This is a genomic window from Gordonia sp. NPDC003429 (assembly GCF_053588575.1).
In genome coordinates, this window is the sequence record NZ_JBSFQF010000012.1 from 24930 (window position 1) to 39518 (window position 14589).

Consider the following 14589-nt stretch of genomic DNA (forward strand, 5'->3'; position numbering starts at 1 on the left):
TCAGCGCATCTCGCCGGCGCCGACGTAGGGAAACCGTGTGGTGAGCGGCTTCCCCTCGGCGAAGCGTGACAACCGGAAATCGGCCTCGGGAATCCGCGGGTCGCCACTGCGACCGTCGACGACGATGTCGGCGACGAGGCGTCCGACGGCGGGCGAGATCTTGAAGCCGTGACCGCTGAACCCGGCGGCGATCACCAACCCGTCGAGCGGGCCCGCAGAGATCACCGGATTCCAGTCGGGGGTCACGTCGTAGCAGCCAGCGTAGCTGCTGGTGATCGCTGCCTCGGTGAGATCGGGGAAGCGGGTGCTGACCTTGTCGACGGTGAGGTCGGTGAAGTCCTCGTCGGCGCGGTTGAGGTAGTTGTCGGGGTCGGCGACCTCGAGTTCGGCAAGGTCGGAGTTGCCGAACAGGATCTCGCCGCGCACGTCGGGGCGCACGTACTGCAACGACACCAGATCCGAGAACACCGGCACCGCACCGAGATCGGTGCCCGGATCGATCATCACGATCTGTTCGCGGTGCACCGTGATGGGCACGTCCACGCCGTAGGCGGCCAGGAACGGCTTGGTCCACACCCCGGTGGCGACGACGACGGTGTCGGCGGCGATGCTGGAGCCGTCGGCGAGCGTGACCCCGGTGACCCGATCGCCGTCGAGCATCAGTCCGGTGACCATGGTGCCCTGCCTGATCCGGATACCCGCGGCGCGTGCGGACGCCGCGAAGGCCTGCGCGGTCTGGTAGGCGTCACCGTAGCCGCCGCGTTCCTCCCAACCGAAGGCCGCGAACGGTGCGAGATCGGCGGCCGGCCACATGCGGGCCACCTCGGCGGCGTCGATCTCCTCGGTCTGCACCCCGACTTCGCGTTGTGCGGCAAGGCTTTTACGTAGGTTCTCGACGTTGGGTTCACCGACCCCGACCACGTACCCGGTCTGCCGGAAGCCGATGTCGGTGCCGAAGATCTCGTCGGCCTTCTCGAACACCTCGAGGCCGACGGCGGCCATCGCAGCCAGCGAACTGACCCCGTAATGGCAGCGCACGATGCCCGACGACTTGCCGGTCATGCCGCCGCCGACGGTGTCGCGTTCGCAGACGACGACGTCGGTGATGCCGCGCTGGGCGAGTGCCCATGCGGTGGCGGCGCCCTCGAGTCCGCCGCCGACGATGACGATCGACGCGGTGTCGGAGGTTGCGGTGTGGGGGGCGGTCACAAGCCTGCCCCCGCTCCGGGGATCCAGTTGGTTCCGGCCAGCGGAATCCGTGCCATCGCCGATGCCTCGATCGAAATCGCCACCAGGTCTTCGGGTTCCAGGTGCTGCAGGTGCGCCTTGCCGCAGGCCCGGGCGATGGTCTGTGCTTCCATCGTCATCACGCGCAGGAAGTTGGCCAGGCGATGACCTCCCTCGACCGGGTCGAAGCGCGCCGAGAGTTCCGGGTCCTGCGTGGTGATGCCCGCCGGGTCCTTGCCGTCCTGGAAGTCGTCGTAGAAGCCGGCCGCCGAGCCGAGTTTCTCGTACTCCTCCTCGTAGCGGGGATCGTTGTCGCCCAGGGCGATCAGTGCGGCGGTGCCGATCGCGACCGCGTCGGCGCCCATCGCCATCGCCTTGGCGACGTCGGCGCCGTTGCGGATGCCACCGGAGACGATGAGCTGGACTCCGTCGGTTCCCGACGACCCGCCACGATGAACACCCAACTCCTGCAACGCCTGCACGGCTTGAGGAATGGCGGCCAGCGTGGGGATCCCGACGTGTTCGATGAACACCTCCTGCGTGGCGGCGGTGCCGCCCTGCATGCCGTCGACCACCACCACGTCGGCGCCCGAATGCACCGCGAGTTTGACGTCGTAGTAGGTGCGGGTGGCACCGACCTTCACGTAGATCGGCTTCTCCCAGTCGGTGATCTCGCGCAGTTCGTTGATCTTGATGGCGAGGTCGTCGGGTCCGGTCCAGTCGGGGTGGCGGCAGGCGCTGCGCTGATCGATGCCCTCGGGCAGGGTGCGCATCTCGGCCACTCGTTCGGAGATCTTCTGGCCCAGCAGCATTCCGCCGCCGCCGGGCTTGGCGCCCTGTCCGAGCACGATCTCGATGGCGTCGGCCTTGCGCAGGTCGTCGGGGTTCATGCCATAGCGCGACGGCAGGTATTGGTACACCAGGTTCTTGGATTGGCCGCGTTCCTCGGGGGTCATGCCGCCGTCGCCGGTGGTGGTGGAGGTACCGACCTCCGACGCTCCCCGACCGAGCGCCTCCTTGGCCCCGGCTGACAGTGCCCCGAAGCTCATGCCGGCGATGGTGACCGGGGTGTCGAGGTGCAGTGGGTATTTGGCGTTGCGGGTGCCGAGGGTGACGTCGGTGTCGCAGCGTTCCCGGTAACCCTCGAGGGGGTACCGCGACATCGACGCACCGAGGAACAGCAGGTCGTCGAAGTGGGGCAGTTTGCGCTTGGCGCCCCACCCGCGGATGTCGTAGATGCCGGTGGATGCGGCCTGCTGGATGGCCGCGATGGTGGTGCGGTCGAAGGTCGCGGACTCGCGCAGTCCGCGCTGAGAGTTGCTGAGGTTCATGGATTCTCCCTGTGGATCTCCCCTGAAGACCGCCCCGCACCGGACGGCTGCGGAGATGTTGCCGCGACGGCCCGGTGGTGGGCGCTGTTCAGGGAGGGGGCGGGTATCGGCGGTCAGTAGGCCGACGAGTTGTCGACGTGGAAGTGGTACAGCTCGCGGGCGGAGCCGTAGCGCGTGTAGGCGGCGGGATCGTCGTCCTTGAAGCCCGCAGCCTTGAGCAGGCCGGCGAGCTCCTCGAGGTGCTCGGAGCGCATCGGCTTGGCCACACAGTCGGCGCCGAGCGATGCCACCGAACCCCGGACGTAGAGCCGGGTTTCGTAGATGGAGTCGCCGAGGCCGTGGCCGGCGTCGCCGCGGATCACCATGCGGCCGGCCTGCGCCATGAACGCACTGTTGTGTCCCACATTGCCGCCCACCACGATGTCGACGCCCTTCATGGAGATGCCGCAGCGTGCGGCGGCGTCACCTTCGACCACCAGCAGCCCACCGTGGGCGGTGGCCCCGGCCGACTGCGACGCGTTGCCCTTCACCACCACGGTGCCGCTCATCATGTTCTCCGCGACACCGGTGCCGGCGTTGCCGTTGATGATGATCTCCGCGCGCTGGTTCATCCCCGCCGCGTAGTAGCCGACGTGGCCGTCGATGGTGATCTTGACCGGTGCGTTCACCCCGGCGGCCACACTGTGGGCGCCATGCGGGTGCTCGATCACGAACTCGCCGGAGATCTCGCCGTGCAGGGCCGAATTGACCTCTCGCAGTGGCGTGGTGGCGAGATCGAAGACGATGCGATCGGTGTTCAGCGAGTCCATGCGTAGACCACCTCCGGTTCGGGTTCCCAGATCTTGGCGTTCTCCACACCCGGCAGCTGTGCCAGGGCGCGGTATTCGCTCGCCATGGCCACCCAGTCGGGGGTCTCGGCGATGACGGCGGGCTTGCAGGCAATGGCGTCGCGGACCACCGCAAACGAGTCGTGGTTGGACACCAACAGGGTGTAGAAGCCGTCGAAGGTGGCGCACACCTCTTTCAGCGCGGTTTCGACATCCTTGCCCTGGGCGAGCTGGTGGGCGACGAATCGGGCGCCGACCTCGGTGTCGTTCTCACTGTCGAATTCGACGCCCTGGGCGCGCAATTCGCGTCGGATGGTGGCGTGGTTGGAGAACGACCCGTTGTGCACCAGGCACTGTTCGGGGCCGACGGCGAACGGGTGGGCACCCGAGGAGGTGACCGCCGATTCGGTGGCCATGCGGGTGTGACCGACCCCCTGCCAGCCCGACGCGTCGGCCAGTCCCCAGCGCTGCGTGAGGGTGCGCGGTGCGCCGACGCCTTTGAGCACGGCGAGGTCGGCGCCGAAGCCAGCGACGAGCGCCTCGGGGTAGGCGGCCCGGGCCGCGGCGAGCAGATCCTCGGAGTCCAGCGGTGCCGACAGCAGGAGGGTTTCGTCGACGCGTTGCGCGGCGACGGTGGTGCCGAGTGCCGCGGTGAGGGTCTGCGCGGCATCTGCCGGATCGACGTCGACCTCCAGCAGGCAGACGCAGCCGTGGCCGGCCGGTGTCCAGGAGGGGTTGCCGTACACCGCGATTCCGGCGGAGTCGGCGCCGCGGTCTTGCATCTCACCGAGCATGCCGGTGAGCAGTTCCCCGAGACGGGGATGGAGATCGGGGTTGCGCAGATGCAACCCGACGATGCCGCACATGGTGGGCCTTTCTGTGTGGGGTGGAGGGCCTAGAAGGCGGTGAGGTACTGGTCGACTTCCCAGGCCGACACGTCGGAGTGCCAGGCGAAGAACTCCTCCCGCTTGAGATGCGAGAAGTACTGCGACACACGCTGCTGGTCTGCCGGCCAGTCGTCGGGGACGGCGGCGTCGAGGGTGCCGGCGATGATCCCGTCGGCGTCGAGGGCCTCGACGGCGTGCAGCAGGGTGAGCGGGAGCGACGGGACGTGGCTCGGGCAAGTGCCCAGCTCGCCGGGATCGAGACTGCGCTTGATGCCGTCGAGTCCGGCACCGAGCGCCGCGGCGATCGCGAGATACGGGTTGGCCGAACCGTCGCCGCCCCGTAGCTCCACGCGCTGTTCGTCGGGGACGCGCACGTAGTGCGTGCGGTCGTTGCCGCCGTAGGTGGGCACGCGCGGTGCCCACGACGCTCCGGAGCGGGTGGCGGTGGCACCGGTTCGCTTGTAGGAGTTCACGGTTGGTGCCATCACCGCCTGCAGGGCGGGCGCGTGCTCGAGCACGCCGCCGACGAATCCGTAGGCGGTGGGTGAGAGTCCCAGTCCGCGCTCGTCCTCGGCCACCGACCCGGGGAACACCGGGTTACCCGCCGAGGTGAGCGAGAGATGCAGGTGCAGACCGGAACCGGTGCGCTCGGCGAACGGCTTGGGCATGAACGTGGCCACCATGCCGCGCTCGGCGGCGATCGTGGAGAGCAGGTAGCGCAGCGTGATCACCCGGTCGGCAGTGGTCAGCGCCTCGGCGTAGGCGAAGTTCTGCTCGAACTGCCCGTTGCCGTCTTCGTGATCGTTGGCGTAGTTGCTCCATCCCAGCTGGTTCATCGCGGTGGACACCGCGGTGAGGTGGTCGTACATGCGGGTCAGTCCGCGCACGTCGTAGCAGGGGCGATCGGAGTCGTCGGCGTCGTCGGCGGTGGTCAGTGAGCCGTCGGGCGCACGCTTGAGCAGGAAGTACTCCACCTCGGCGCCGACCCATGGTTCGAAGCCGGCGTCGGCGGCGCGCTGGATGACCGACTTGAGGATGTTGCGGGGGGCGAAGGGCCACGGCTTGCCGTTGACGTGCGGGTCGCAGTGGACGATCGCCAGGCCTTCCTTGATGAACGGGATCGGCAGGAACGACGACACGTCCGGGATGGCCATGAGGTCGGGGTCCTTGGGCTCCTGCCCGATGGCGCCGACCGCGTACCCGGCGAATCCGACTCCGTCGGTGGCCAATTCGTCCACGGCCTCGACCGGGACGAGTTTGGCGCACGGCTTGCCGCGGAGGTCGACGAACATGGCGAGAATGAACTTGGTGCCGCTCTGCGCACACAGCGTGGCGAGGTCGGGGGCGGTGGATGTGTCAGTCATGGAGGTGCTCCGGGGGTATTCGGTGGGCGTGTTCTCAGTATGTCTACTCGTATGAACCGTTGTCTAGTCCTAGTAGACACTCTGGGTGTTGCGTTTGTGTTACTCGTCGGTGAGACGTGGGTATCGACCACAACTCGACCGCTGACAGCACCGACCGCCCACGGCGCGCGCCGGGCACGGGGCTCGACGGTGCGCTCATGGGCGGTCGGGTGACAGACTTCTCGGTCGCCGTGTGGGGGCGGGTCAGGAGGTTGTGACCGGCTCGGTCAGACCACGCTCCACGGAATCGACTGCGCGCGTGGGGTGCATGCCTCCCAGACCCGGACCGTGACCCACACCTGCTGCCGGGATCTCGTAGGCGGTTTCGGCGTGGATGGTCGAGTCGAGACCTTCGGTCTCGGTCTCTTCGTCGACGCGCAGGCCGATCGTCTTGTCGATGGCCTTCGCGATCAGCCAGGTCATGACGAAGGAGAACACACAGGTCACGACGATGCCGGTCAGTTCGCGCCAGACGATGTCGGCGTCGCCACCGAACAGGATGCCCTTGATCCCGGCCGGTGCCGCCGAGGCGGCGAACAGCACGATGCACAGGGTGCCCACGATGCCGCCGATGCCGTGGACGACGAAGGCGTCGAGCGAGTCGTCGACCTTGAATTTGCTCTTGAAGCTGAGCAGGTAGGCGACAACGGCCGCGGACAGGATGCCGACCACCAGCGCCCCGATGGGGGTCATGGTGTTGGCGGACGGGGTGATCCCGACGAGGCCGGCGATCACACCTGTGATGCAGCCCAGTGCGGTGACGTGGCCCTCGCGCCACTTCTCGATGGCCCAGAAGCCCAGCATGCCTGCGGCTCCGGCGAGCAGGGTGTTCAGCACGACGTACTGGGTGACGAAGTTGGCGCCGCCCGCACAGCTGCCGTTGAACCCAAACCAGCCGAACCACAGGATGCCGCCGCCGAGCAGGACGATCGGCAGGTTGTGCGGTCGTTCGAGCCGTTTGCGCCGAGCACCGAGGACCATGGCCAGCGCGAGTGCCGCGACGCCGGAGTTCATGTGGACCGCGGTGCCGCCGGCGAAGTCGTGGATGCCCACCTTGTTGACGAGGAATCCACCGGTGGTGGTGTCGGTGTCGACGGAGAACACCCAGTGCGCCACCGGGAAGTAGACGAGGGTGAGCCAGATCGGTACGAAGACCAGCCAGGCCGAGAACTTCATGCGCCCGGCCGCGCCGCTGGCGACGATGGCCACGGTGATGGCTGCGAAGAGGATGAACCAGGCCGCGATGTAGAGCACCTGGACGCCGCCGGACCCGTCGTCGGAGAGATGGTCCTGCAGGCCGATGAAGCCGCTGGGATTACCGATGATGCCCCAGCCCTTGACCGACGATCCGGACACCAGGCCGTAGCCGTAGAGCACGTAGATCACGCAGGTGATGCCCATGGTCGCGAAGACCATCGACATCATGTTGAGCACGTTTCGGGAGCCCAGCATGCCTCCGTAGTAGAGCGCGAGGCCGGGGATCATCAGTACCAGGAAGGCGAATGCGGCGAGCATCCATGACAGATCCGCGTGCGCGGCAACTTGTTCCATGTGGGGTGTCCTTTGAGTGGTGGGTGGGGCGGGGTGGTTTCGACGGGCTCAACCAGCGGGTGGAAGGCTCAGCCAGCGGGTGGTTTCGACGGGCTCAACCAGCGGGGGGGTGGTTTCGACAAGCTCAACCAGCATTGGGGCTCAACCGGCGGGTGGTTTCGACGGGCTCAACCAGCGAGGGGGCTCAACCAGCGACGGGGGTGGTTTCGACGGGCTCAACCGGCGGGGGGGTGGTTTCGACAAGCTCAACCAGCATTGGGGCTCAACCAGCGGGTGGGGTGCGGAGGTAGGCGACCACGTCGTCGCGGTAGTCGAGGAAGCCCTTGTAGGCGGCGATGTTCTCGTCGAGGGTTTCGATGACCGTGGCCAGCTGCTCGGCCCAGGCGGGGATGCGGCGGACGTCGTCGAGCGACGCCATGAAGGTGCGGATGTTGAAGGTCACCGCGCCCGACATCGGCAGGCGTACGAAGTGTTCCAACTCGATACGCAGCCGAGCGTCGCCGAAGTTCTTCTGACGCACCATGAGTGGGACATCGCGGCCCCACTCGGGCAGTTCCTCCAGACTCACGTCGAGCTTGTGTGAATCCGACGCCGACAGCGTCCAGTTGACACGTCGGTACACCTGGTCGGCGGGCAGCCGCCGCAGGAACTGTTCGGCGCGGGCCACCACGCCCTGCCGGATCAGTCCGGGCACCGGGGCGTGGATCTCGTACATGTCCATGCCGACGTCGAATGAAACCGACCACGCGGCGGCGAAGGTGACAACGCCGGCATCGAAGTAGAGCCGACCGTCACGCTCCACCACCAGCAGCAGATCGTCGGGCACCTCGCGGGCGAGGAAATCCATCGGCCCGTTGGGCAGTGAATCATTTTCTCCCAGCGCGAATTCCGCATCGGTGCCGAGCAGATCGTTGCGCCAGCGCAGCCGGCCGTCGCCGCTCTCGTCGAGATGCATGAACTGCGGATAGTCCAGCGCGAGGTCGCGCAGGTAGTAGAGCAGCAGATCCCAGCAGGCGACCTCCATGCCGGGGCGGATGCGGACACGGGACGGGTCCTCGTCGAGAATCCGGCGCCGCTCGGCCATGATCTGTGGGTATTCGGCGCCGCCGAGATCGACCAGATGACGGCCCCATTCGCCGCCCCGGGTGGGTCGCGGAACCCGCGCCGGTTCGACGTTGACCGAGTAGGAGAACTCCTCGAGATCGTCGGGGAACGGCCACGGGATGTTCGACAAATGGTCGACGGGCGCTGCGAGGTATTCGGCCGCCGCTCCGGTGGGGGTGTGTGGGATTGCCAGTGTCATAGGTCCACCTCGATGTCCTGGCCGCGCGACACACAGCACAGCATGCTGTCGCCGGCGGCTTTCTCCTCGTCGGTCAGTACGAAGTCGCGGTGGGTCAGTTGCCCCGACCGGACCGGGATGCGGCATTCGCCGCACACCCCTTGTCGGCACAGATTGGGTACTGCCACACCGTGATCGAGCAGGCGTTGCAGCAGCGAGACGCCCGACGGCACATCGATGTGCACTCCCATTCCGGTCAGACGCACCGAGAACGGATCGCCCGGATCCTGTTCGGGTGCGGTGAATCGTTCGAGATGCACACGTGCGCTGGGCCATCCGGCATCGACGGCGAGTTGCTGGTACGCCTCGAGCAGTGGCCCGGGCCCGCACGCGTAGGCGTGTGTCCCCAGGGGCTGGGCCGCGAGCCGGTCGGTGAGCACCTCGACGGTGGATTCGACGGAAGTGGCCTCGTACAGCGTGATCGACGCCCCCGCGGCGAGTTCACGTAGTTCCTCGAGGTGCGCGGCGTGACCCGGCCGGTAGGAGTAGACGATCTCGGCGCCGTCGCAGCGCGTGCGACCGGCGGCGATGGCGCGGGCGTGCGCGAGGATCGGCGTGATGCCGATGCCGCCGGCCACCAGGAGCGCGTGGTGCTGGTCGAGGACGGGCGCGAACATCGACCGCGGGCCCTCCACCTCGATCACGGCGCCCTCGACGAGGTTCTCGTGCAGCCACTCCGAACCACCGCCGGGTTCCTTGCGCAGCACGGAGATTCCGTAGCTCGTGGGGAACATGCCGTCGTCGACCAGCGAGTATGCGTTGCGGTGTTCGCCGGCGGTGACGATCAGGTGGCTGCCCGGCTGATACGGCGTGAGCGGACCCGATTCGTCGATCGGTACGAAGCGGAAATGGGTGATGGCGGAGGTGAGCGGACGCACCTGCGCCACCCGCATCAGCCGCGGTGCGGTGAGGTAGCCGTCGTGCAGGTGGGCGCGCACCGGCGCGTCGGGGGCCAGGGTCATGACTCCTCCAGATCACGGGCGTCGACTGCGGATGCGAGGAAGCTGCCGAGCACCGGGGAGTGGTGCTCGTGGATCTCCAGCGGACGGTCACATCCCGGGCACCGCACCACTCCGCCCGGGATGCCCTCGGCTCGAAACGCGTTGCGGCAGTGGGCGCAGTAGACCGGGAGATCACGGGTGTGGGTGACGTAGCAGGACAGTTCGGGTGCGATGGCCCCGGCGTCGCGCGCTGCGGCCAGCGCGGTCATCACGTCGTACTGTCCGCCGGTGATCATGATGCGGGTTCCGGTGACGGTGTCGGCCAGGGCGGCGGCGAGTTGCGCGCGGTCGGCGTCGGCGGTCATCGAGTCGAGTACCACGAGCCGGGTGGCCCCCGCGCCGGTGGCGGTGCTCACCCAGCCGCGCGCCACGTGCCCCGACTCGTCGTCGCCGCCGATCGCCACCACCAGGAACGACGACCCGGTGACGTCGACCTCCGGCGGTCGCGACGGCCAGATGGGCAGTCCGGGAGCCGATTCGGGCGGTGCGTCCGCGGTGGCGTCGAGGGGTGCCGATGCGCCGTGGGACCGCAGCCATTCGGCGGCCCGGGTGCGGTACTTGATGATGCCCTTGTAGTCGGCCATGTCGTCGGGCAGGTCGGTGAGCACCTTCGCGGTGCGCTCCCGCCACGCGTCGACGGTGGCCAGTTGCTCCAGCGGCAGCATGTAGGTCCGGATGAGGAACATCAGGGCGCCGGAGTCGGCCAGCCGGATGAGGTGCTGCACCTCGACGCGCAGGTGCACGAGACGTCCGAACTCGGCGTCGTCGACATGCGCGATGGCCTCACGGTCGGGTCCCCATTCGGGGTAGAGCTCGGTCGAGACGTCGAGCCGACGGCCGATGGTGAGCGTCCAGTTGGTGCGGCGATAGGGTTCGTGCGGCTGCAGTCGCTTCAGGAATTCATGGGCGCGGGTGATGACACCCATCTGCCGGACCCTCGGCACCGGGCCGTGGATCTCGAGGAAGCTCATCCCGACGTCGAACCCAAAGCTCCAGTCGGCGGCGAAGGTGACCACACCGGCGTCGACGTAGAGGGTGTCGCCGCGCTGGTCGAGCAGCGCGATGTCCTCTTGCACCTGAGAGGTGATGTAGCGCAACGGTTCCACCCCGAGCGATGCGTCGTCGCCGTAGCGGAAGGGCTGCTCGATGCCCAGGATGGAGTTGTGCCAGATCCACGTGTCGGGCCCGGTGGATTCCAGGCGCATCGTGTCGGGGTAGGCGGCGGCGAGTTCGCGCATCATGGTGACCATCGCGTCCCAGGCGGCGGGGCGCATGTGTGGGAGTACCGCGTGCCGGGTGGGGTCGGCGGCGAGAATCGTTGCGCGCTCGTCGAGTTCGGCCTGGTACTCCGAGTCGACGTCGACCACCGCCCGGCCCCACTGGCCGGCGGCGGTGACCACGGTGTGTTCGGCCGGTTCGACGTTGGTGCTGTAGCGGTAGGCGTCCTCGGGGAACGGGAACGGAAAGTTCCCGATCAGTTCGTGTGCGGGGGCTGCGAGGGTCACAGCGGTACCTCCAGGGTGCATCCGTCTCCGGCGCGCGACACGCACGGCATGATCGCCTCGCCGGAGTTCTTCTCGTCGTCGGTCAGGTAGAGGTCGCGGTGCACGGGTGCGCCCGCGGTGACCGGGATCTTGCATTCGCCGCACACGCCTTGCCGGCACAGGTTGGGTACTGCGATGCCGGTGTCCTCGAGTGCCTCGAGCAGGCTGGTGCCCGACGGGACGTCGAGGGTGCGTCTGCTGGTGGTGAGGTGCACGCGGAACGGATCGCCGGCGTCGAGGGCGTCGATGCCGAAGCGTTCGAAGTGCACGCGTGAGGCGGGCCATCCCGCGTCCGTCGCCGCGGTGACCACGTGGTCGATCAGTCCGGCCGGACCGCACACGTAGAGGTGGGTGCCCAGCGGCTGAGTGCGTAGTGCGGCGTCGAGGCGAGTGATGAAATCGGCTCGGGTGGTGAAGAGTTCGGCTGCCGGACTGGCCAGCGACACCACCTCGTCGATGTGGGCGGCGGCGCCGGGGCGCAAGGCGTAGAGCACCTGCACCGACCGGCCCCAGCGACGCGCGGCGCGCAGGTGCGAGAGGATCGGGGTGATGCCGATTCCCCCGGCGATCAACAGGTGCTTGGCGGCGCGGGCCACCGGCGCGAAGGCGCTGCGCGGCGGATACACGGTGAGGGTGTCGCCGACGGCGACGTTGCCGTGCAACCACACCGAGCCGCCATGACCGTCGGCCACCCGCAGCACCGAGATCTCGTACACGCTGGGATGTGTGCCGTCGCTCGTGAGGCTGTAGGCGTTGGTGCGCTCGGCACCGGCCGCTCCGGTGCGGACCACCAGGTGGCTGCCCGGCACGAATCCGGGCAGGGGTGAGCCGTCGGGGGCGGCGAGCGTGAATCCACGGATCCCGCGGGCCTGATCGGTGATGGCGGTGACCACCAGACGCAGGGTTCGCTCGCCCGGCGGGGTGTCGGTGTCCGACGATCCCGGCAATGTTGCGGTCATTTCGTGTTCTCCTGCAAGACCTGTTGCGGGGCTGCGGTTTCCGCGTCGATCATGAAGCCGAGGTAGGCACCGGTGCGGCGCGACACGTGGTAGTAGACGAGCAGCGTGCGGCCGCACCCGGAGCACTCGATGGTGTCGTCGACCGCGGCCGGTGTGGTGGTCACCGTTCGGCAGTGCGAGCAGAAGACGTCGATCTGGCCCGCCGAGGTGGGGACCACGTGGATCTCGTCGTCCTCGAGTCCCGCACGCACGGCCTCCGCACGCAGTCGCAGGCACGCGCCGACGGGTCCGGCGATCAGCAGCCGAAGGCCCACGGTGGCGTGGGTGAGGATCGACCGCAGTTCGGTGGCGGCCCCGGCCACGTCGGCGAGAATGACGTGCCTCTCTGCATCCTCGGGCAGCGCGTCGATCCAGGACCGGACGATGTCTGCGGCATCGGAGTGCTCCGACTCACCCACCCCGACAAGGACATACGACGTCCCCGTGGCATCCGGTAGGCCGGTGGAGGCGGTTGCCGCCGGACGCGCCCAGAGGGGCACGCTGGAATAGGCGATCTGCGACATGGCGGTCAGAGCAGGGTCGAATCGCGGTGACCGGTGTAGAACGCCAGCGCATAGTTCGGGGTGCTGAAGTAGATCTTGGAGCCCTTCGGGAAGAAGATCGCGTCCTTGGCCTTGGCGACGAGGGTCTGCCCGGTCTCCTTGTTCTCGAGGAGGAATTCGCCCTCGAGGACCACCTTCATCTCGTCGTACTCGTATTCGTAGTAGAGCGGGGCCTCGGTGTGGTGGAGTTCGAAGTAGCCGCTGCACATCTCGCTGCCCTCGGGATTCTCGTAGACGTCGCCGATGAAGCCCTGCGTGCCGGGGTACTCGGCGTCGGGCATCTTGGGCAGGCCCTTCCAGGCATCCGGGGTGACCTGGAACGTCAACGCGTTCGTGCTGTCGATCGACATGATTTCTCCTATCCTTGAGGCGACCGGAACCCATCGGCGGGTTCGGATCATGAGAGTGAACGTTGTTGCATCTCATGAGACTCGGTGAACGTTTCAGGGATGTGACACACGTGTTGACGTGTGTGACACTTTGTCCACTGTGGAGAAACTGGGGCCAGTCAGCGTGGGATGATAACCCCGTTCCGGGCGTGTCGCCCGGTGAGTGCGTAGTTGCGAAAGTCACAGTGCGCCAACGTGATTCGTCGGTTATTGAGTTCTTCCGCAGCGCGGTTTCGTCCGGCACAATTCAGCGCATGACCCAGCTTCGCGCGGCAGTCGCGACCCGTCATCGTGTGCTCGCCGCTGCTGTGGCGTTATCGGCAGCGCCACTGCTCTTCCTGGGCGCGGGAGCAGCCGACGCCGACACGTCGTCGCCGGGAACATCGCACTCGGGAACCGGGGAAACGGGCGCCTCGAGTGCGGGGTCCGATACGGGCACGGGGTCCGATACGAGCGCAGGGAGCGATACGGGCGCGGGGTCCGACTCGGGAGCAGCTGCGGGGCCGACAGGAAACACCACCGGGCCCACGACGCCAGGCGCAAGCACCAGCCCCACCGGCACCGGTACCGGCGCCCCGACCACCGCACCCACGGGGAACTCGGACCCTTCGGCTCCCGCACCGTCGGGGTCGGACACGCCGCCCGGCGGTCCCTCGACAACCGAAGAATCCTCGACAACCGAAGCATCCTCGACGACCGAAGCATCCCCGACGAGCGCAGCACCCTCGACGAGTGCAGAATCCCCGACCACCCAGCCCTCGATGTCCACGCCGACCGTCACTCACCAGCCGTCGTCGACCACCCCGTCCGAAACACCCGCCACGCCAACCACAACCAGCGCACCCGAGGGCTCAAAAGCGCCCACCGGCGTGGCGCCGAGTGCACTACTTCCTCGGCCCGCCGCTGAGGGGCGCATTTCGGCCGGGGACACCAGCGCCGACCACACCAACGCCGCCGACACCAGCGCCGACGACACCGGCAACCCGGTCGACACCTCCGCGCCGGTGCTGCTGATGTCCGCGGCGGGTGCCGCACCCGAAACCGTGGCCTCCGAGAGCACGAGCACCGATGACATCGGCACCACGCGTTCCACACCCGCGGGCCTGCTGGCGGTGGCGCAGAGCGCGCTCGTCGGTTCCGCGACCCCCACGAACAACGATCCGCTCGGTTCGCTTCTCTCGTTGTTCTCGCTGCCTCGCGTCGTCGTCCCGAGCTTTCCCCCCGATCTCGACAATCCCGCCTGGGTGGCCCAGTGGAGAGCCTTCGACTCGTCTGTCGTCGTCTGGGTGCCCGGCGCGTCGGCCGTCCTCGGCCGGGTCAGCTTGGCAATCGATGCGTATCTGTTTGTCCGGGCGGTGGAGAACCACGACGAGCCGGGCGTCGCCGACGAGATCGGTTACCTGTCCGGCGACGTGGTGACCATCTACTTCGGCCGTGTTGCGGGAACCGCCGTCGGCTATGTGGTGCACGCTTACGTCGCCCCGACCGTCGCCGAGTGGATCGTGGCCCTCTGAATCCCGGTAGGC

General features: G+C 67.8%; 13 protein-coding genes. 1 reads left to right on the forward strand and 12 read right to left on the reverse strand.

All coding sequences use genetic code 11. From position 1 onward, the window contains the following. From ACWDSI_RS14955 to ACWDSI_RS15010, 12 genes are all read right to left on the reverse strand, one after another. The gene (locus tag ACWDSI_RS14955) at positions 1 to 1209 is read right to left on the reverse strand and encodes an NAD(P)/FAD-dependent oxidoreductase (protein ID WP_449757024.1); all 1209 of its coding nucleotides are present in this window, start codon (positions 1207 to 1209) and stop codon (positions 1 to 3) included. Continuing rightward, the gene (locus ACWDSI_RS14960) at positions 1206 to 2558 is read right to left on the reverse strand and encodes an FMN-binding glutamate synthase family protein (RefSeq protein WP_449748030.1); all 1353 of its coding nucleotides are present in this window, start codon (positions 2556 to 2558) and stop codon (positions 1206 to 1208) included. The genes ACWDSI_RS14955 and ACWDSI_RS14960 overlap by 4 nt, the downstream gene beginning before the upstream one ends. Positions 2559 to 2671: 113 nt before the next feature. Next, positions 2672 to 3367 carry a GltB/FmdC/FwdC-like GXGXG domain-containing protein gene (locus ACWDSI_RS14965; protein WP_449748029.1) on the reverse strand — a complete coding sequence of 232 codons (696 nt, stop codon included), beginning with the start codon at positions 3365 to 3367 and terminating at the stop codon, positions 2672 to 2674. Next, on the reverse strand, positions 3355 to 4251 hold the full coding sequence (locus ACWDSI_RS14970; protein ID WP_449748028.1) for a glutamine amidotransferase: 897 nt from the start codon (positions 4249 to 4251) through the stop codon (positions 3355 to 3357). The genes ACWDSI_RS14965 and ACWDSI_RS14970 overlap by 13 nt, the downstream gene beginning before the upstream one ends. Positions 4252 to 4280: 29 nt before the next feature. After that, positions 4281 to 5636 carry a type III glutamate--ammonia ligase gene (glnT, locus tag ACWDSI_RS14975; protein ID WP_449748027.1) on the reverse strand — a complete coding sequence of 452 codons (1356 nt, stop codon included), beginning with the start codon at positions 5634 to 5636 and terminating at the stop codon, positions 4281 to 4283. A 243-nt stretch (positions 5637 to 5879) separates the two neighbouring features. After that, positions 5880 to 7226, reverse strand: a complete 1347-nt coding sequence (locus ACWDSI_RS14980) for an ammonium transporter (protein ID WP_449748026.1) — start codon at positions 7224 to 7226, stop codon at positions 5880 to 5882. Positions 7227 to 7488: 262 nt separating this feature from the next. Beyond that, positions 7489 to 8529: a heme-dependent oxidative N-demethylase family protein gene (locus ACWDSI_RS14985; protein WP_449757025.1), complete on the reverse strand. Its 1041-nt coding sequence runs from the start codon at positions 8527 to 8529 to the stop codon at positions 7489 to 7491. Beyond that, a complete protein-coding gene (locus ACWDSI_RS14990) occupies positions 8526 to 9530 on the reverse strand; it encodes a PDR/VanB family oxidoreductase (RefSeq protein ID WP_449757026.1) in 1005 nt (334 codons plus the stop codon). Before ACWDSI_RS14990 ends, ACWDSI_RS14985 begins: the two co-directional genes overlap by 4 nt. After that, positions 9527 to 11095 (reverse strand): heme-dependent oxidative N-demethylase subunit alpha family protein, encoded by a 1569-nt coding sequence (locus tag ACWDSI_RS14995; protein WP_449757027.1) that lies wholly within the window; start codon positions 11093 to 11095, stop codon positions 9527 to 9529. The genes ACWDSI_RS14990 and ACWDSI_RS14995 overlap by 4 nt, the downstream gene beginning before the upstream one ends. Continuing rightward, entirely contained in the window at positions 11071 to 12072 is a 1002-nt protein-coding gene (locus ACWDSI_RS15000; protein WP_449757029.1) for a PDR/VanB family oxidoreductase, read from the reverse strand. Before ACWDSI_RS15000 ends, ACWDSI_RS14995 begins: the two co-directional genes overlap by 25 nt. Next, a complete protein-coding gene (locus ACWDSI_RS15005; RefSeq protein ID WP_449748021.1) occupies positions 12069 to 12635 on the reverse strand; it encodes a dimethylamine monooxygenase subunit DmmA family protein in 567 nt (188 codons plus the stop codon). The genes ACWDSI_RS15000 and ACWDSI_RS15005 overlap by 4 nt, the downstream gene beginning before the upstream one ends. 5 nt (positions 12636 to 12640) lie before the next feature. Beyond that, a complete protein-coding gene (locus ACWDSI_RS15010; protein WP_449748020.1) occupies positions 12641 to 13024 on the reverse strand; it encodes an ethanolamine utilization protein in 384 nt (127 codons plus the stop codon). A gap of 800 nt (positions 13025 to 13824) precedes the next feature. On the opposite strand from ACWDSI_RS15010, the gene ACWDSI_RS15015 reads away from it, so the two are divergent. Continuing rightward, the gene (locus tag ACWDSI_RS15015) at positions 13825 to 14577 is read left to right on the forward strand and encodes a hypothetical protein (protein ID WP_449748019.1); all 753 of its coding nucleotides are present in this window, start codon (positions 13825 to 13827) and stop codon (positions 14575 to 14577) included. The last annotated feature ends 12 nt before the right edge of the window (positions 14578 to 14589 follow it).

Bases quoted from the DNA above. Each gene is read 5' to 3' on its own strand.
- ACWDSI_RS14960 (WP_449748030.1), bottom strand. From the start codon at position 2,558: ATGAACCTCAGCAACTCTCAGCGCGGACTGCGCGAGTCCGCGACCTTC.
- ACWDSI_RS14965 (WP_449748029.1), bottom strand. From the start codon at position 3,367: ATGGACTCGCTGAACACCGATCGCATCGTCTTCGATCTCGCCACCACG.
- ACWDSI_RS14970 (WP_449748028.1), bottom strand. From the start codon at position 4,251: ATGTGCGGCATCGTCGGGTTGCATCTGCGCAACCCCGATCTCCATCCC.
- glnT (WP_449748027.1), bottom strand. From the start codon at position 5,636: ATGACTGACACATCCACCGCCCCCGACCTCGCCACGCTGTGTGCGCAG.
- ACWDSI_RS14980 (WP_449748026.1), bottom strand. From the start codon at position 7,226: ATGGAACAAGTTGCCGCGCACGCGGATCTGTCATGGATGCTCGCCGCA.
- ACWDSI_RS14985 (WP_449757025.1), bottom strand. From the start codon at position 8,529: ATGACACTGGCAATCCCACACACCCCCACCGGAGCGGCGGCCGAATAC.
- ACWDSI_RS14990 (WP_449757026.1), bottom strand. From the start codon at position 9,530: ATGACCCTGGCCCCCGACGCGCCGGTGCGCGCCCACCTGCACGACGGC.
- ACWDSI_RS14995 (WP_449757027.1), bottom strand. From the start codon at position 11,095: ATGCACCCTGGAGGTACCGCTGTGACCCTCGCAGCCCCCGCACACGAA.
- ACWDSI_RS15000 (WP_449757029.1), bottom strand. From the start codon at position 12,072: ATGACCGCAACATTGCCGGGATCGTCGGACACCGACACCCCGCCGGGC.
- ACWDSI_RS15005 (WP_449748021.1), bottom strand. From the start codon at position 12,635: ATGTCGCAGATCGCCTATTCCAGCGTGCCCCTCTGGGCGCGTCCGGCG.
- ACWDSI_RS15010 (WP_449748020.1), bottom strand. From the start codon at position 13,024: ATGTCGATCGACAGCACGAACGCGTTGACGTTCCAGGTCACCCCGGAT.
- ACWDSI_RS15015 (WP_449748019.1), top strand. From the start codon at position 13,825: ATGTCCACGCCGACCGTCACTCACCAGCCGTCGTCGACCACCCCGTCC.